Source organism: Streptomyces sp. NPDC060027 (assembly GCF_042737005.1).
Classification (GTDB): domain Bacteria; phylum Actinomycetota; class Actinomycetes; order Streptomycetales; family Streptomycetaceae; genus Streptomyces.
In genome coordinates this window covers 1-16,513 of sequence record NZ_JBHWVI010000037.1, presented here as the reverse complement: position 1 = coordinate 16,513, position 16,513 = coordinate 1, and the positions used below count along the sequence as shown (strand labels likewise).

The 16,513-nt window shown below is 72.0% G+C and carries 17 protein-coding genes; 9 read left to right on the top strand and 8 right to left on the bottom strand.

What is annotated here, in order from left to right; translation table 11 throughout:
• Positions 1-98 precede the first annotated feature (98 nt).
• Entirely contained in the window at positions 99-1,526 is a 1,428-nt protein-coding gene (locus tag ACFWBT_RS12520; RefSeq protein ID WP_385698824.1) for a sensor histidine kinase, read from the bottom strand.
• An 80-nt stretch (positions 1,527-1,606) separates the two neighbouring features.
• Positions 1,607-2,479: a winged helix-turn-helix domain-containing protein gene (locus tag ACFWBT_RS12515; protein ID WP_385698742.1), complete on the bottom strand. Its 873-nt coding sequence runs from the start codon at positions 2,477-2,479 to the stop codon at positions 1,607-1,609.
• A gap of 219 nt (positions 2,480-2,698) precedes the next feature.
• On the opposite strand from ACFWBT_RS12515, the gene ACFWBT_RS12510 reads away from it, so the two are divergent.
• From ACFWBT_RS12510 to ACFWBT_RS12490, 5 genes are all read left to right on the top strand, one after another.
• Positions 2,699-4,060: a ferric reductase-like transmembrane domain-containing protein gene (locus ACFWBT_RS12510; RefSeq protein WP_385698739.1), complete on the top strand. Its 1,362-nt coding sequence runs from the start codon at positions 2,699-2,701 to the stop codon at positions 4,058-4,060.
• Positions 4,061-4,067: 7 nt separating this feature from the next.
• Positions 4,068-4,577 carry an FMN-binding protein gene (locus tag ACFWBT_RS12505; protein WP_385698737.1) on the top strand — a complete coding sequence of 170 codons (510 nt, stop codon included), beginning with the start codon at positions 4,068-4,070 and terminating at the stop codon, positions 4,575-4,577.
• Between the two features lie 123 nt (positions 4,578-4,700).
• Positions 4,701-6,038 (top strand): ferric reductase-like transmembrane domain-containing protein, encoded by a 1,338-nt coding sequence (locus ACFWBT_RS12500; protein ID WP_385698822.1) that lies wholly within the window; start codon positions 4,701-4,703, stop codon positions 6,036-6,038.
• Between the two features lie 19 nt (positions 6,039-6,057).
• Entirely contained in the window at positions 6,058-6,864 is an 807-nt protein-coding gene (locus ACFWBT_RS12495; protein WP_385698734.1) for an FMN-binding protein, read from the top strand.
• On the top strand, positions 6,857-7,648 hold the full coding sequence (locus ACFWBT_RS12490) for an FAD:protein FMN transferase (RefSeq protein WP_385698731.1): 792 nt from the start codon (positions 6,857-6,859) through the stop codon (positions 7,646-7,648). The genes ACFWBT_RS12495 and ACFWBT_RS12490 overlap by 8 nt, the downstream gene beginning before the upstream one ends.
• A 135-nt stretch (positions 7,649-7,783) precedes the next feature.
• On the opposite strand, the gene ACFWBT_RS12485 is transcribed toward ACFWBT_RS12490, so the two are convergent.
• From ACFWBT_RS12485 to argC, 5 genes are read right to left on the bottom strand one after another with little or no spacing between them, the layout of a single operon-like run.
• Positions 7,784-8,320, bottom strand: a complete 537-nt coding sequence (locus ACFWBT_RS12485; RefSeq protein WP_266756659.1) for an arginine repressor — start codon at positions 8,318-8,320, stop codon at positions 7,784-7,786.
• Positions 8,321-8,343: 23 nt separating this feature from the next.
• Positions 8,344-9,543, bottom strand: a complete 1,200-nt coding sequence (locus ACFWBT_RS12480; protein WP_385698728.1) for an acetylornithine transaminase — start codon at positions 9,541-9,543, stop codon at positions 8,344-8,346.
• The gene (gene argB / locus ACFWBT_RS12475) at positions 9,540-10,454 is read right to left on the bottom strand and encodes an acetylglutamate kinase (protein ID WP_385698726.1); all 915 of its coding nucleotides are present in this window, start codon (positions 10,452-10,454) and stop codon (positions 9,540-9,542) included. The genes ACFWBT_RS12480 and argB overlap by 4 nt, the downstream gene beginning before the upstream one ends.
• The gene (gene argJ / locus ACFWBT_RS12470) at positions 10,451-11,605 is read right to left on the bottom strand and encodes a bifunctional glutamate N-acetyltransferase/amino-acid acetyltransferase ArgJ (RefSeq protein ID WP_385698723.1); all 1,155 of its coding nucleotides are present in this window, start codon (positions 11,603-11,605) and stop codon (positions 10,451-10,453) included. The genes argB and argJ overlap by 4 nt, the downstream gene beginning before the upstream one ends.
• Positions 11,602-12,630 (bottom strand): N-acetyl-gamma-glutamyl-phosphate reductase, encoded by a 1,029-nt coding sequence (argC, locus tag ACFWBT_RS12465; protein ID WP_266756680.1) that lies wholly within the window; start codon positions 12,628-12,630, stop codon positions 11,602-11,604. Before argC ends, argJ begins: the two co-directional genes overlap by 4 nt.
• A 288-nt stretch (positions 12,631-12,918) precedes the next feature.
• On the opposite strand from argC, the gene ACFWBT_RS12460 reads away from it, so the two are divergent.
• A complete protein-coding gene (locus ACFWBT_RS12460; protein ID WP_385698720.1) occupies positions 12,919-13,947 on the top strand; it encodes a hypothetical protein in 1,029 nt (342 codons plus the stop codon).
• Between the two features lie 45 nt (positions 13,948-13,992).
• Here ACFWBT_RS12460 and ACFWBT_RS12455 read toward each other — a convergent pair whose 3' ends face one another.
• A complete protein-coding gene (locus ACFWBT_RS12455) occupies positions 13,993-14,385 on the bottom strand; it encodes a DUF5997 family protein (protein WP_385698718.1) in 393 nt (130 codons plus the stop codon).
• An 81-nt stretch (positions 14,386-14,466) separates the two neighbouring features.
• On the opposite strand from ACFWBT_RS12455, the gene ACFWBT_RS12450 reads away from it, so the two are divergent.
• The 3 genes from ACFWBT_RS12450 (at position 14,467) to ACFWBT_RS12440 (ending at position 16,479) form a co-directional block, all read left to right on the top strand.
• A complete protein-coding gene (locus tag ACFWBT_RS12450; protein WP_385698715.1) occupies positions 14,467-15,270 on the top strand; it encodes a LysR family transcriptional regulator substrate-binding protein in 804 nt (267 codons plus the stop codon).
• A 316-nt stretch (positions 15,271-15,586) separates the two neighbouring features.
• On the top strand, positions 15,587-16,006 hold the full coding sequence (locus ACFWBT_RS12445; RefSeq protein ID WP_385698712.1) for a MerR family transcriptional regulator: 420 nt from the start codon (positions 15,587-15,589) through the stop codon (positions 16,004-16,006).
• Positions 16,003-16,479, top strand: coding sequence for a carboxymuconolactone decarboxylase family protein (locus ACFWBT_RS12440; protein ID WP_385698710.1), 477 nt, complete (start codon positions 16,003-16,005; stop codon positions 16,477-16,479). Before ACFWBT_RS12445 ends, ACFWBT_RS12440 begins: the two co-directional genes overlap by 4 nt.
• Positions 16,480-16,513: the final 34 nt, after the last annotated feature.

Sequence of the window (16,513 nt, the reverse complement as noted above, 5' to 3'; positions counted from 1 at the left end):
GGAAGCCGCCGAACCGCCCCCGACCCGTCCCTGCCCCTGTGGCTGCGGGGACTGAGGGCCGCGTCCCGAGCCGCGCCGAACCGGCAGGCAGGCACGGTTCAGACCGCGGGAAGTCGTACGGTGAACGTCGTCGCTCCAGGCCGGCTCTCCAGGCCGACCGTGCCGCCGTGTGCCTCGACCACGGCCGCCACGATCGACAGACCGAGCCCCGCTCCGGTGCCGGCGCCGTCCGCGCGGCGGCGGTCCGCCCGGGCGAAGCGTTCGAAGACGCCGGGGCGGACGTCCTCGGGAACGCCGGGTCCGTCGTCGTGGACCCTCAGCACGGCCTCCGTGCCGGCACCCTCCAAGGACACCGTCACCCGGGTGCCGACAGGCGTATGCACACGGGCGTTGGCCAACAGGTTGGCCAACACCTGGTGGAGCCGATGGGCGTCGCCGGTCACGGTCACCGGCTCCTCCGCCAGCTCCAGCACCCAGCGATGACCGGGACCCGTGGCGCGGGCATCGGTGACCGCGTCGAGCACGAGGTGGGTGAGGTCGACGGGAAGCCGTTCCAGGGGGCGGCCGGCGTCGAGACGGGCGAGCAGCAGCAGGTCGTCGACCATCTCCCCCATGCGCGCCGACTCGGCGGCGATCCGTTCGAGGGCGCGGGTCACCTTCGGGGGCACCGGGCCGGGGTGCAGCAGTGCGAGTTCGGCGTGGCCGCGGACCGAGGCGACCGGGGTGCGCAGCTCGTGGCTGGCGTCGGCGGCGAAGGTGCGCAGCCGTTCCTCGCTCGCGTGCCGCTTGGTGAGCGCGTCCTCGACATGACCGAGCATGCGGTTGAAGGCGCTGGCGACCCGGCCCACCTCGCTGCGCGGGTCGGACTCGGGCGCGCGTGGGGGCAGCGCCACCTCTCCGCTGGCGAGCGGGAGTTCACTGACCCGCGTGGCGGTCGCGGCGACCCGGTTCAGCGGGCGGAGCGACCAGCGCACCCACAGGGCCCCGGCGACTCCGGCGACGACGAGGGCCACGCCGAGGACCAGGGAGGCGACGAGTTCCAGGCGGTGGACGGCCGCTTCGACCGGCTCCGTCGGCAATCCGGTGATCAGCAGGTCACCGTCCTGGCCGTCCGTCGCCAGCACACGGTAGTCCCCCAGCCCCGAGAGGCAGACGGTGTGGGCACGGCCGTCCACCGGTACCGCGGCCAGCACCGCCTCGTCGTGGGTGGTCGGATCCACGTTCCGGACGGCCGTGGTGGTGCCGGACGGCACGACCGCGGCGTTGGTGACGTCGTCGCCCACCAGGCGCGCTCCGAACGTGCCGGCACTCTGCCGGCGGGTGTCGCCGTGTTCGTCGCCGTCGTGGTCGGACGGCTTCGCCGTGTTGTGCTCCAGGCTCGCCGGGAACCGCACGCCGGCTTCCTGCAGCTGCTGGTCGAGGCGGCCGGTGAGGAAGCCGCTCAGTTCGTACACCGCCGCCACGCCGACGGCGGCGCAGCTGACGGCGAGCAGCACCACGAGCCCGGCGGTGAGGCGGGCTCGCATCGTGCGCGGCCGCGGCAGAGCGCGCAGGGCCGCTGTGAGCCGGACCCGCCATCGCCCGACCCGGGCCCGCACGCTCGCTCTCACCGGCCCGCCGCGGGTTTGATGACGTACCCGGCGCCCCGGACCGTGTGGATCATGGGCTCGCGGCCGGCGTCGACCTTCTTGCGCAGGTAGGAGATGTAGAGCTCGACGACATGGGCCTGTCCCCCGAAGTCGTAGGACCAGACGCGGTCGAGGATCTGCGCCTTGCTGAGTACGCGGCGCGGGTTGCGCATCAGGAAGCGCAGCAGCTCGAACTCGGTCGGCGACAGCTCGATCAGGTCGCCGCCCCGGGTCACCTCGCGGGCCTCCTCGTCCATCGCCAGGTCCCCCACGACGAGCCGTGGACCCTCGTCGACCGGGCGGGCCATGCCCGCGCGGCGCAGCAGTCCGCGCAGCCGGGCGACGACCTCCTCCAGGCTGAACGGCTTGGTGACGTAGTCGTCGCCGCCCGCCGTGATGCCGGCGATGCGGTCCTCCACGGCGTCCCGGGCGGTGAGGAAGAGGACGCAGACGCCCGGCAGCACGGTGTGCAGCTCGCGCAGCACGGTGAAGCCGTCGGTGTCCGGGAGCATCACGTCGAGGACGACGGCGTCGGGCAGCAGTTCGCGTGCCTCGGCGGCCGCCGAGGCACCGTCGCCCGCGGTACGGACCTCCCAGCCCTCGTACCGCAGGGCGCCGGAGAGGACCTCGGCCAGGTCCGGATCGTCGTCGACGACGAGAACGCGTACGGGCGTGCCGTCGGGCCGCGTCAGCGAGGGCGGCCTGACGGCGCCCCGGGAGTCGACAGCGCCGGTGCCCGGGACACGGGGCGCACCGGTGTCGGGGACACGGGCGGCGCCGGGCTCCGGGGCTCGGGGAGCGTCGGTGCCTGGGGCGCGGGGAGCCTCGGGGTCTGGGGTGGGAGCGTTCATGTCGCCTTCCAGCATCGCTCCTCCCGATGGCCGCGCCCTGCCGCGTGGCCTCTGAGTTTCCTCTGAGTCACCTCGCGCTCGCGTCCGCCGTTTCCCCTGTTCTCCGCCTCCCCCGCTCTCAGTTTGCTGTGAGTCCGCGCAGAACCCGCCCGTTCAGAGCCTCCTCAGAAGTTCCGGACGCACAGTTTCCTCCCGGACAGCCGGACGAAGGACGGAAACATGACCACGGTGTACGAGCGGGCTGCGAACCCGCGCCCGACACGAGGACGCGGGCGACCGCGGCCCTCGCCCGCGGGGCCCCTGCTGGCCCTGTTGTGGGCGGGAGCGGCCGGGGTCCTCGCCCTGTGGTGGACCGACACCGGGTCGGTGGTGGGCACGGCCGGATGGCTGACGGACGCGGGCCGGATCGCCGGGCTGCTGTGCGGGTACAGCTGCGCCGTCCTGGTGGCGCTGATGGCCAGGGTCCCGCTCCTGGAGCGGCGCATCGGCTCCGACCGGGTCGCCCGCTGGCACGCCATGGCCGGCCGCTACACGATCTGTCTGCTGGTCGCGCACGTCACGCTGATCCTCTTCGGCTACGCCGCCCAGGACGGGACGGACATCGTGCACGAGACGCTGAGCGTGGTGTTCGACTATCCGGACATGCTCAAGGCGACAATCGGCGCGGTGATCCTGTTCGCCGTCGGGATCACCTCCGCGCGCCTGGCCCGCCGCAGGATCAGCCACGAGTTCTGGTACTACGTGCACCTGCTGACCTACGCGGCGGTCTTCCTGGCCTTCTTCCACCAGCTCGCGCTCGGCTCCGACTTCGTCGGCAACCAGGCCGCGCGGGCCGCCTGGTACACGCTCTACCTCGGTACGGCCGCGCTCGTCGTATGGTTCCGGCTGCTCGCCCCGGTACGGCTCAACCTGCGCCACCGGCTGCGCGTGGAGGCCGTGCACCGGGAGTCCCCCGGAGTCTTCTCCGTCGTGGTCCGCGGTGAGCGACTGGACGAGCTGAACGCCCGGCCGGGCCAGTTCTTCCGCTGGAGGTTCCTCGCGGACGGGATGCGGTGGACCTCGACGCCGTACTCGCTGTCGGCGCCGCCCCGGCCGGACCGGATGCGAATCACGGTGAAGGCGCTCGGCGACCACAGCGCGGCCGTCGGACTGCTGCGGCCCGGCACCCGGGTGTGGGCCGAGGGCCCGTACGGCTCACTGACCGCCGACCGGAGCACGTCGTCGAAGGCCCTGCTGATCGCGGGCGGCGTGGGCATCACGCCGCTGCGCGCCCTGTTCGAGACGCTGCAGGGACAGGTCACGCTGCTCTACCGGGCGCGCACGGCCGAGGACCTGGCGCTGGGCGGCGAGCTGCAGGCCATCGCGCGGTGGCGCGGGGCCCGCGTCCTGTACGCCGTCAACGCCGCCGACGGCACGCGCCCACGGCTCACCGCCGAGTCGCTCCGCGAGAGCGTGCCGGACATCGCCGAGCACGACGTCTACCTCTGCGGACCTCCCGCGCTGGCGCGGGATCTCTACGGGGCGCTTCGCACAGCGGGTGTCCCCGACCGTCGTATCCACCACGAGTCGTTCGAGCTGTGAGGCCGCCGTGCACGCGCTGAAGAAGAACCGTCCGCTGCGCCGGGTGACTCTGGCGGCCGCCACCACGGTCACCGGTGTCGTCCTGCTGCTCTCGCTGAAGCCGCACACGCCACCGACACCGGCCGAGGCGTCCTCGTCCGTGGGTCATTCCTCGTCCTCCTCGGGAGGATCGTCCGGTGACTCCTCGGGCAGTTCCTCGGGGGGCTCCTCCGGCTCGTCCGGGAGCACGAAGAGCACGAAGAGCAAAACCGTCACCGGCGACACGGTGCAGACCCGTTGGGGCCCGGTCCAGGTGCGGATCACGCTGAAGAACGGCAGGATCACCGAGGTGACCGCGGTCGCCTACCCCTCGGAGAATCCCAGGGACCAGGAGATCAACAGCTACGCGATTCCCCAGCTCAGGCGTGAGGCGCTGGCCGCGCAGAGCGCGGGGATCGACTCGGTCTCGGGGGCCACGTACACCAGCGACGGATACAAGCAGTCCCTCCAGTCGGCACTCGACTCCGCCGGCCTCTGAACGCACGGGCGTCGTGGACCGTATCTCTGGGCCAGGGGGCCACTCCCCTCGCCCCGTCTCCAGGACGAACACGGAGGAACCGTGTCCACGATCGCCGGTGGTCGCGCCGCGCGGCGCCAGACCATGCGCCGAATCCGCCCTCGCCGCTCGCCCGCCGTACCGCTGCTGATCGCCGTCTGGGCGGGCGCGGCGGGAGTCATCTGGCTGTGGTGGAACAACACCCCGTCCATCGCGGACAACAACGGCAGGATCCTCAACGCGGGCCGCATCACCGGGCTGCTCGCCGGATATCTGATGGCACTCGTGGTGCTGCAGATGGCCCGCGTGCCCGCCCTGGAACGCAGGGTGGGATCCGACCGGGTGGCGCGCTGGCACGCGATGACCGGCCGCTACACGATCTGCCTGGTCCTCGCCCACCTCTTCCTGACGATGTGGGGCTATGCCCTGCAGTCCGGCAGCAGTCTCGGCGGGATCGTCCAGCAGACCGTCGACTCGGTCAACCAGCTCCCCGACATGGGCAAAGCCGCGATCGGCACGGGCCTGCTCGTGCTGATCGGGTTCATCTCCATGGGCTGGCTGCGCCGGCTGATCCCGTACGACACCTGGTACCACGTCCACCTGCTGACGTACGCCGCCGTGTTCCTGACGTTCTGGCACCAGCTGTCCACCGGCAACGACTTCGCGGTGGAACCCGTCGCCAAGACCGTCTGGTACGGGCTGTACGGGTCGGTGACGGCGCTGGTCCTCTGGTACCGAATCCTTTCTCCTGTCCGGCTGAACGTGAAGCACCGGATGCGGGTCGAGGCGGTCATCGAGGAGACGCCCGGCATCGTGTCGGTACTGATCAGCGGGCGCAAGCTGCACCGGATGGGCGCGGAGGCAGGGCAGTTCTTCCGCTGGCGCTTCCTGGCACCCGGGATGCGTTTCAGCTCCCACCCGTACTCGCTCTCGGCGGCACCCCGCCCCAACATGCTCCGCATCACCGTGAAGGCGATCGGCGACCACAGCGCCGCCCTGCGCGATCTGGAGCCGGGCACCCGGGTGTGGGCCGAGGGCCCGTACGGAGCCCTGACGGCCGGCAAGCGCAGTCGCGGCAAGGTGCTCCTGGTGGCGGGTGGTGTCGGCATCACCCCGATGCGGGCCCTGTTCGAGACCCTCCCCGGCGCGTCCGGCGACCTCACGCTGCTCTACCGCGCCAACACCACCCAGGACCTGGCCCTGTGGGACGAGCTCGCCGCCATCTCCCAGGAGCGCGGGGCGCGTCTGATGTACGCGGTGAACAGCCCCGACGGCGAGCGCCCGGACATCTCGGCGGAGTCCCTGCGCCGCAAGCTGCCCGACATCGACAGCCACGACGTCTTCATGTGCGGGCCGCCCGGCTTCGCGCAGCAGGTGTACGACGCACTGCGCGGCGCGGGGGTCCCCGCCCGCCGCATCCATCACGAGTCGTTCGAGATGTGAGCGACGGGAGTCAGGAGCGATGAAGAAGAGTCACCCCATACGGCGGTTCATGCTCGCGACCGCCGCCACCGTGTCCGGAATCGTGCTGCTGCTCGCGCTCAAACCGGCGTCCGATCCGGCCGCCGCGTCGGCGCAGGGCGGAGCGGCGCCCCAGCAGACCGCGGCCGGGCAGGAGTCGCCGCAGGGCGGCAGCGCCCAGCAGTCGGGTACCCGGACCGTCACCGGTGACGTGGTGAAGACCCAGTACGGTCCGGTCCAGGTGCGGCTGACCATGAGCGGCGGCAAGATCACCAAGGCCGACGCGGTCCAGGCCCCCGAGGGCGGAACCAGCAGCCAGAAGACCGCCCTCGCGGTACCCGAACTCAACAAGGCGGTGCTCACGGCGCAGAGCGCCGACATCGACGCCGTCTCGGGCGCCACCTACACGAGCGGCGGATACAAGAAGTCCCTGCAGTCGGCCCTGGACAAGGCGAAGACCGCCGGCGGCTCGTCGGAGTCCTCGGGAGCGGCCGGGGCTGCGTCCCCGTCGCCGAAGGCCCCGGCCGCGGAGACCCGCATCATCACCGGCACGATCGCCCAGACCCAGTACGGCCCCGTCCAGGTCCGTCTCACGTTCAGCGGCACCAAGGTCACCAAGGCCGAGGCGGTCCAGGCGCCGAGCGGCGGGCGCAGCACGGAAGTCAGCGACGACGCGGTCCCGAAGCTCAACCAGGAGGCCGTCGCGGCCGGCGGCAGCGCCGACATCGACGCCGTCTCCGGCGCCACCTACACCAGCGGCGGATACAAGAAGTCCCTGCAGTCGGCCCTGGACAAGGCCGGTGGCTGAACCCGCGGAGGAGGCACCGTCGGCGCTGCGCCACGCCGAGGAAGTGATGGGCACCGTCTTCTCCTTCGACGTGCGCGGCGGGGAACCGGCCGCCGTGCGCACGGCGTTGGAGGAGGCGATCGCCCGACTCCACCGCGTGGACGAGGTGTTCAGCACCTACCGCGAGGACAGTCAGATCTCGCGGCTGGTGCGCGGAGAGCTCACCGTCGAGGAGTGCGACCCGGAGGTCGCCGAAGTGCTCGAACTGGGCGCGGAGGCGGAACGGGTCAGCGACGGCTGGTTCAGCACACGGTACGAGGGGCAGCTCGATCCGACGGGGATCGTCAAGGGCTGGGCGGCCGAACGCGCGGCCCTGCACCTGGTCGCGGCCGGGGCGAGCGGAGTGAGCGTCAACGGCGGCGGCGACGTGCAGCTGTGCGGCGTCCCCGGGCCGCACCGCCCCTGGCGGGTGGGCGTGTCGGATCCGCTCCGCCCGGGCTCGCTCGCCGCCGTGGTCTCCGCGGCCGGCGTCGACGAGCTGGCCGTGGCGACCTCCGGCACCGCCGAACGCGGCGCCCACATCGTCGACCCCCGCACCGGCAGGTCGGCGGTCACCGACCTGCTGGCCGTGACCGTGGTGGGTCCCCGTCTGACCTGGGTGGACGCCTGGGCGACGGCCGCCTTCGCGATGGGCTCGCGGGCGGGGCTCGACTGGCTGGAGTCGCTTCCGGACGTGGAGGCCCTGCTCATCACGGCGGGCGACGAGGTCAGATGCACGGGCGGGCTCGCCCGGCGTCTGGGCTGACCGGTCCCTTCAGGGGCAGGAGCGCGGGTGCCCGTCGGTCGGCCGCGCCCACCCCCGTGTCAGAGGCACACCAGCCGAGGCAGACACCAGCCGAGGCGCACCCCTTTCCGGGGCGCGCCTCCGCCGTCGTACCTGTCAGTGATGGTTCTGGGCCAGCCGCAGCAGGTGATCGGCCAGTGCCTGCCCACCCGTCGGACCGCGGCTGATCAGCAGCAGGGTGTCGTCACCCGCGATCGTCCCGAGGATGTCGTGCAGCTCCGCCTGGTCGATCGCCGAGGCGAGGAACTGAGCCGCCCCCGGCGGGGTGCGCAGGACCACGAGATTCGCCGAGGCCTCCGCGGAAATCAGCAGCTCCGAGGAGAGCCTGCGCATCCGCTCCTCCTTCGCCGACTCCCCCAGCGGCGCTCGCGGGGTGCGGAACCCGCCCTCGCTCGGCACCGCGTAGATGAGGTCGCCGTCGTTGTTGCGGATCTTCACCGCGTTCAGCTCGTCGAGGTCCCGGGAGAGCGTCGCCTGGGTGACGTTCAGTCCGTCGTCGGCGAGGAGCTTCGCCAACTGGCTCTGCGAGCGCACCGGTTGTCGGTTGAGGATGTCCACGATCCGGCGGTGGCGTGCGGTGCGGGTCTGCGGCACGGCAGGCCCTGCGTGCTCGTGGTCCTGCGCCTGACTCATCGTCGTCGTCCCATTTCTCGGGATCATCCGTCCCCGTTGGCTGCGTCGAGGATGCCGGGAAGGGCCCGGAGGAACGCGTCCACTTCGTCATCGCCGAGATTCAGCGGCGGCATCAGCCGTACGACATCGGGGGCGGGCGCGTTCACCAGGAAACCGGCGTCCTGAGCCGCCTGCTGCACCTGGGGCGCGAGCGGCTCGGTGAGCACGATACCCAGGAGCAGTCCCGCACCCCGGACATGGTCGATCAACGGATGTCCGGAACCGCCGCCGGCGGCCTCGATTCCGTCCCGCAGCTTCTCGCTCGCGCGCTTCACGTTCTCCAGGAGTCCCTCGGACTCGATCGTGTCGAGCACGGCGAGTCCCGCGGCGCAGACGACCGGGTTGCCGCCGAAGGTCGTGCCGTGGTGGCCGGGCTTCAGCAGCCCGGCGGCGCGGCCGAACGCGACGGTGGCACCGAGCGGCAGTCCGCCGCCGAGCCCCTTGGCGAGCGTGACCACGTCGGGCAGGACGCCCTCGTGGGCCTGGTACTCGAACCAGTGGCCGGTACGGCCGATTCCGGTCTGCACCTCGTCCAGCACGAGCAGGGCGCCGTTGGCCGCGGTGATCGCGCGGGCCGCCTTGAGGTAGCCGGGGGGCGGCACGACCACGCCGTTCTCGCCCTGGACGGGCTCGATGATCACCAGCGCGGTGTCCTGGGTGACCGCCTCGGCGAGGGCCTGCGCGTCGCCGTACGGGACGTGCGTGACATCGCCGGGCAGCGGCAGGAAGGGTTCCTGCTTGCCGGGCTGGCCGGTGAGCGCGAGGGCGCCCATGGTCCGGCCGTGGAAGGCGCCGGTGGTGGCGACCATATGGGCCCGGCCGGTCAGCCGGCCGATCTTGAAGGCGCCCTCGTTGGCCTCGGCGCCCGAGTTGCAGAAGTACACCCGGCCCTCGCGGCCGAAGAGCTGGAGCAGCCGTTCGGCGAGCGCGACGGGCGGTTCGGCGACGAAGAGGTTCGAGACATGGCCGAGGGAGCCGATCTGCCGGGTCACGGCCTCGACGATCGCGGGGTGGCCGTGACCGAGCGCGTTGACCGCGATACCGCCGACGAAGTCGAGGTACTCCTTGCCGTCGGCGTCCCACAGCTTGGTTCCGGCGCCGCGGACGAGCGGCAGTCGCGGGGTGCCGTAGTTGTCCATGAGCGCGCCCTGCCACCGCTGGGTGAGCTCTTCGTTGCCGGTCATGCCGCGTCCCCCGCTTCCTCGTCGTCCGGCACGACCATCGTGCCGATGCCTTCGTCGGTGAAGATCTCCAGCAGGATCGAGTGCTGGACCCGGCCGTCGATGACACGGGCGGTGGTGACGCCGTTGCGCACGGCGTGCAGACAGCCCTCCATCTTCGGCACCATGCCGCTGGCCAGCTCGGGAAGGAGCTTCTCCAGCTGGGAGGCGGTGAGGCGGCTGATCACCTCGTCGCTGTTCGGCCAGTCCTCGTAGAGACCCTCGACGTCCGTGAGGACCATGAGCGTTTCGGCGCCCAGCGCGGCAGCGAGTGCCGCAGCCGCCGTATCAGCATTGACGTTGTAGACATGTCCGTCGTCCTGGCTCCGGGCGATCGAGGAGACGACCGGGATCCGGCCGTCGGCGAGCAGCGCCTCGATCGCGCCCGTGTCGATCGCGGTGATCTCGCCCACCCGCCCGATGTCGACCAACTGGCCGTCGATCGTGGGCTGGTGCTTGGTCGCGGTGATGGTGTGCGCGTCCTCGCCGGTGAGGCCGACGGCGAGCGGTCCGTGCTCGTTGAGGAGCCCGACCAGCTCGCGCTGGACCTGTCCGGCCAGCACCATGCGGACGACGTCCATCGCGTCCTCGGTGGTGACCCGCAGGCCCGCCTTGAACTCGCTGACGATGCCGTGGCGGTCGAGGGCGGCGCTGATCTGCGGTCCGCCGCCGTGCACGACGACCGGCTTGAGGCCCGCGTGGTGCAGGAACACGATGTCCTGGGCGAAGGCGGCCTTCAGCTCGGCGTCGATCATGGCGTTGCCGCCGAACTTGACGACGACGGTCTTGCCGCGGTGCCGGGTCAGCCAGGGCAGCGCCTCGATGAGGATCTGCGCCTTGGGCAGAGCGGTGTGCTTGCGGGTCACATTGCTCATGAGGAGTACGCGCTGTTCTCGTGGACGTAGTCGGCGGTGAGGTCGTTGGTCCAGATCGTGGCGGTCGCGTCGCCCGCGGCGAGGTCCGCGACGATGTGGACCTCGCGGTAGCGCATGTCGACGAGTTCGCGGTCCTCGCCGACTCCGCCGTTCTTGCAGACCCAGACGCCGTTGATGGCGACGTTGAGGCGGTCGGGCTCGAAGGCGGCCGCGGTGGTGCCGATCGCGGACAGCACACGGCCCCAGTTGGGGTCCTCGCCGTGGAGGGCGCACTTGAGGAGGTTGTTCCGGGCGATGGAGCGGCCCACCTCGACGGCGTCGTCCTCGGTCGCGGCGTTGATCACCTCGACCTTGATGTCCTTGCTGGCGCCCTCGGCGTCGCGGATCAGCTGCTGACCGAGGTCGTCGCAGACCGCGCGTACGGCCTCGGCGAACTCCGCGTACTCCGGGGTGACTTCACTGGCTCCGGAGGCGAGCAGCAGCACGGTGTCGTTGGTGGACATGCAGCCGTCGGAGTCGACGCGGTCGAAGGTGGTGCGGGTGGCGTCGCGCAGCGCCCGGTCGAGGTTCTCGCTGTCCACGTCCGCGTCGGTGGTGAGCACGACGAGCATGGTGGCGAGGCCGGGGGCGAGCATGCCGGCGCCCTTGGCCATGCCGCCGACGGTCCAGCCTCCGCGCGTCACGACCGACGTCTTGTGCAAGGTGTCGGTGGTCTTGATGGCGATGGCGGCCTTCTCGCCGCCGTGCGGACCGAGTTCGGCGACGGCCAGGTCGATGCCGGGAAGCAGTTTGTCCATCGGCAGGAGCACGCCGATGAGGCCGGTCGAGCACACGGCGACGCTGCCCGCGCCCAGGTCACCGAGCGCCTCGGCGACCTTCTCGGCGGTGGCGTGGGTGTCCTGGAAGCCCTTGGGTCCCGTACAGGCGTTGGCTCCACCGGAGTTGAGGACGACCGCGGTCAACTGACCGCTCTTGAGGACCTGTTCCGACCAGAGGACCGGCGCGGCCTTCACGCGGTTGGAGGTGAAGACGCCCGCGGCGGCGCGGCGGGGCCCGTTGTTGACCACGAGGGCCAGGTCCGGGTTGCCGTTCTGCTTGATCCCCGCGGCGACTCCGGCCGCGGTGAATCCCTGTGCTGCCGTGACGCTCACGGTGCGACTCCGATCGTGGAAAGTCCCAGCTCCTCGGGGAGACCGAGGGCGAGGTTCATGCTCTGGACGGCACCGCCCGCGGTGCCCTTGGTCAGGTTGTCGATGGCGCTGATCGCGATGATGCGGTGCGCGGCGGCGTCGTACGCGACCTGGACCTGAACGGCGTTGGAACCGTAGACGGACGCCGTGGCGGGCCATTGCCCCTCGGGCAGGAGGTGGACGAAGGGCTCGTCGGCGAAGGCCTTCTCGTAGGCGGCCCGGACCGACTCGGCGGTGACCCCGGGCTTCGCCTTGGCGCTGCAGGTGGCGAGGATGCCGCGGGGCATGGGCGCGAGGGTGGGTGTGAAGGAGACGGTGACGGGCTCTCCGGCGGCCGCGGTGAGGTTCTGGATCATCTCGGGGGTGTGCCGGTGGACACCGCCGACGCCGTACGGCGTCATCGACCCCATGACCTCGCTGCCGAGCAGGTGCGCCTTGGGCGCCTTCCCGGCACCCGAGGTGCCGGAGGCGGCGACGATGACGGCCTCGTTCTCGGCCAGCCCCGCCGCGTACGCCGGGAAGAGGGCGAGCGAGGCGGCCGTCGGGTAGCAACCGGGCACCGCGATGCGCTTGGACCCCTCCAGCGCGGCGCGGGCGCCCGGCAGTTCAGGGAGGCCGTACGGCCAGGTCCCGGCGTGCGCGGAGGCGTAGAACAGCTCCCAGTCGGCGGGGTTCTTCAGCCGGAAGTCGGCGCCCATGTCGACGACGAGGACATCGGGGCCGAGCCGCTCGGCGACCGCGGCGGACTGCCCGTGGGGCAGCGCGAGGAACACCACGTCGTGTCCGGCCAGCACCTCGGGGGTGGTCTCCGTGAGGACGCGGTCGGCGAGGGGCAGCAGATGCGGCTGGAGCGCACCGAGCCGCTGGCCCGCGTTGGAGTTGCCGGTCAGGGCGCCGATCTCGATCTCGGGGTGTGCCAGGAGCAGACGCAGCAGTTCCCCGCCCGCGTACCCACTCGCTCCCGCCACCGCCGCACGTACCGCCATGGAACCCTCCTCTTGGATGGCATGACTATACGTATCGCTGCACGTTTATGCAATCTTGTTCGCGGCTCGGCCTCGGCACCTGCGCGCACCCCGCCGGCCGGCGGCAGCCGGATGGGTGCCCCGGTGCACCTCCGACGATGATCCGATCCCCACACCCACGCCGGTGCAACCCCCTCCACCGGACATCAGATGATCGGAACCGAAGGAAAAGCACGACCCGGCGGATGAATTGCGATCAAACCCTGGCATCGACCTCACCGGACGCCATCGGATTGGAACCATCCCCGCATGCGTCTCCCCCGGGCCCCGCGCACGGCTCTCCTCATCTGCGTCGCCGCGGCGACGCTCGCCGCCTGCTCCGGCTCCAGTTCCGGCTCCGGCGGTCGTTCTTCGGGCACGGCGGGGTCCGCCCGTAGCGGCGTCGCCGCCCCCTCGGCCACGGCGGACGGCCGGCGGTCCGTGGTGACCTTCGCCGGGTCGTCGCCCCTGGGTTCCGCGGCCCTGCGCCGCAACGCGGACCGGATGCGGGCGCGCGCCGAGGCGCTGGGGCTCACGGGTGTGCGGGTGGAGGCACGCGGGGGCACGATCACCGTCACCGGGCCCACCGCCGACGAGAAGCGTCTGACGGAGCTGGGGGCGTCCGGCCGGCTCGGCTTCCGGCCCGTGCTGGCGACGGAGACGCTCAGCCCCTCGCTCACGCCGCAGCCCTCCCCCAGCCCCGATCCGGCGCAAGGGCGGGCCGTCACCGAGGGTCTGCGCCCTCGTGTCACCGGCTCGGCGTCCGCCTCCGCCGCGCCCGGCCCGGCAGAGGGGAGCGCGGTCGACGCGGCGCTCCAGCGGCGCTTCGTGGTGCTGGACTGCTCACAGCACCACAGGCCGACGGAGGCGGACGGAGACGCGCGGGACTCCGTCGTCGCCTGTGGAGCCGACGGCGGCGCCGACTCCCCGCCCGCCAAGTACCTGCTGGGTCCGACGGCCGTGGACGGGGCCCATGTCGCCTCGGCCGAGGCGGCGCACGACGAACAGGGCCGAGGCTGGACCGTGCGGCTGGACTTCGACTCCGTCGGCACCGAGCGGTTCGCGGCCCTGACCGCGGACCTGTCCACGCACCAGGCACCGCAGAACCAGTGCGCCATCGTCCTGGACGGCGCCGTGATCTCCGCCCCGTCCGTCAGCCAGAGCCTCGGCGGCGGCCAGGCGGAGATCTCCGGAGGCTTCAACCGGGAGTCGGCCGAGCAGCTCGCGGTCACCCTCGACTCGGGGGCGCTCCCGAACCCCCTGGCCGTCACCGAGGTGACCCGGCTTCCCCACACCTAGGCCGTGTGACCTGCGGCGAGAGCTGTCGCCCCGTGACAGCTCGGGTCAGGAAGGCTTGGCGGCCTGCTCCGCGTTCTTCTCCTTGATGCGCGCCGATTCCTTGCGGACCTCCGCCTGAGTGGCGCGCTCACGTCGCAGCCACTCGGGCTCCTCGGTCTTCAGCGCCTCGATCTGCTCGGTGGTGAGCGCCTCGCTGACGCCGCCGCGGGCGAGGCCCGCGATGGAGACACCGAGCTTGGCCGCGACGACCGGCCGCGGGTGCGGGCCGTTGCGGCGCAGCTCCTGGAGCCACTCCGGCGGGTCGGTCTGCAACGCGTTCAGCTCGGCACGGGAGACGACACCCTCCTGGAACTCGGCGGGGGTGGCCTCGAGGTACACACCCAGCTTCTTGGCCGCGGTGGCGGGCTTCATCGTCTGGGCGGTCTGGTGCGAACTCATGGGTCAAGGGTATCGAGCGCGCGGGCTCCCGCCGACCATCGCCGGTACGGCACCCCCGGGCACGCCGGGTAATCTGACGTGGTGACCGGCTCCGAAGCATCCCCCTCGTTCAGGCTCGCCTACGTTCCGGGGGTGACCCCCTCGAAATGGGTGCGGATCTGGAACGAGCGGCTGCCCGGCGTACCGCTGACCCTCGTCCCGGTGTCCGCCGCCGAGGTGTACGGCATGCTGCGGAGCGGCGACGCGGACGCGGGCTTCGTCCGGCTGCCGGTCGACGGGGCCGACCTCAGCGCGATCCCTCTCTACACCGAGACGACGGTCGTCGTGGTCCCGAAGGATCACATCGTGGCGGCGGTCGAGCAGGTCTCCGGCGAGGACCTCGCCGACGACATCGTGCTGCACCCTCTCGACGACCCGCTGGACTGGGAGCGCCTGCCGGGGAAGCCCGCGCTGGAGCGGCCCGCCGGTACGGAGGACGCCGTCGAGCTCGTCGCGGCCGGCATCGGGGTCGTGGTGGTTCCGCAGTCCCTGGCCCGCCTCCACCACCGCAAGGACCTCACCTACCGGACGGTCACGGACGCGCCCGAGTCACGCGTCGCCCTGGCCTGGCCCGAGGACCGGACCACCGACCTGGTGGAGGACCTCATCGGCATCGTGCGCGGCCGGACGGTCAACAGCACGCGAGGGCGCTCCCAGACCCCGGCCGCGGCGCAGCAGAAGGCCTCGGGCACGGCCAAGCCCCGGAAGTCGGACTCGGGCGGCGCGCGACGCAAGCCCGCGGCGGGCGGGACGGGTGGCAAGGCGACGGGCAAGAACCCCCGGAGCAGCGGTTCCGGCGGCCCGAAGGGCGGCGCGAAGCGCGGCAAGCCCCGCCGCCGCTCCTGACCCGGCGGCTCTGCCCCGGCGCCCCTGACGGCACGCCTGACTCGGCGCCCCCTGACCCGGACCTCCGACTCGGCACCTCTGACCCGGCGTCCCTCACTCGGCGCCCTAACCCGACGCCTCTGACTCGGCTCTGGCCGGAGTGGGGCGAGCGTTCGGTCCACTCCGGCCGGAGTGGGCCGACCGTTCGGTCCAGGGCGGGGTTCGCGCGGCTCGGGCGTGCCTCGCTCTCTGATCTCGGGTCACCTCGAACCGGCCCACGGGCCGCGCCTCCGACCGTCCTTGACCTGGAGCGCACTCCAGGTTCTACGGTTTCCTCATGACCGGCGGACATCCCCTCCCACGTGCCGCGGAACCGACGCTCACGATCGCCCAGGTCGTCGAGCGCACCGGGCTCTCGCACGACACGCTGCGGTACTACGAGAAGGCCGGCCTGATCGAACGGGTCGGCCGGACCACCGGGAACCAGCGGCGTTACGCGGCGACGGACCTGGCCTGGCTGGAGTTCCTCATCAGGCTGCGCGAGACGGGCATGTCCATCGCGGACATGCAGCGGTTCGCGGAGCTGCGCTCCCGCGGTGACGCCACGGTCCCCGACCGGCTCGCGATGCTCCGCGAACACCGCGCCGGACTCGAGGACCGGATTCGCGCACTGCGCCGGAATGCCGCGTCCCTCGACAGCAAGATCGACCACTACGAACGGCTGCTGGACCAGCCGGGATCGGACGGACCGACATGAGCGACACCCCGCAGAGCAGCGCGTCCACCACCCGCGAGGAGCGCTTCGAACACGGCCTGAAGATCCTTGAGCGGGTGGACGGCGAGGCCGGCCGGCGGGTGGTGGACGCGCTCGGCGACGTCAACCAGGAGCTGGGCCACCAGATCGTCGCCTGGGCCTTCGGCGACATCTACGACCGGCCCGGACTCGCCCCGCGCGACCGCCAGTTGGTGACCCTCGGCATGCTCACCGCGCTCGGCGGCTGCGAGACCCAGCTGGAGGTGCACGTCAACGCGGCGCTGAACGTGGGACTCTCCTCGGAACAGATCGTCGAGGCGCTGCTGCACTCCGCCGTCTACTGCGGCATCCCGAAGGCGATGAACGCGACCCTGGTCGCGAAGAAGGTGTTCGGCGAGCGTGGGGGGGTGGCCGGGGGGGCGCCCCCCCCCCCCCCCCCCGACCCCCCCCCCCCCCCCCGGAAAGAACCGCGTTAGCCCGGGACGGGTTTCTGTAACCCCCCCCCGCCCC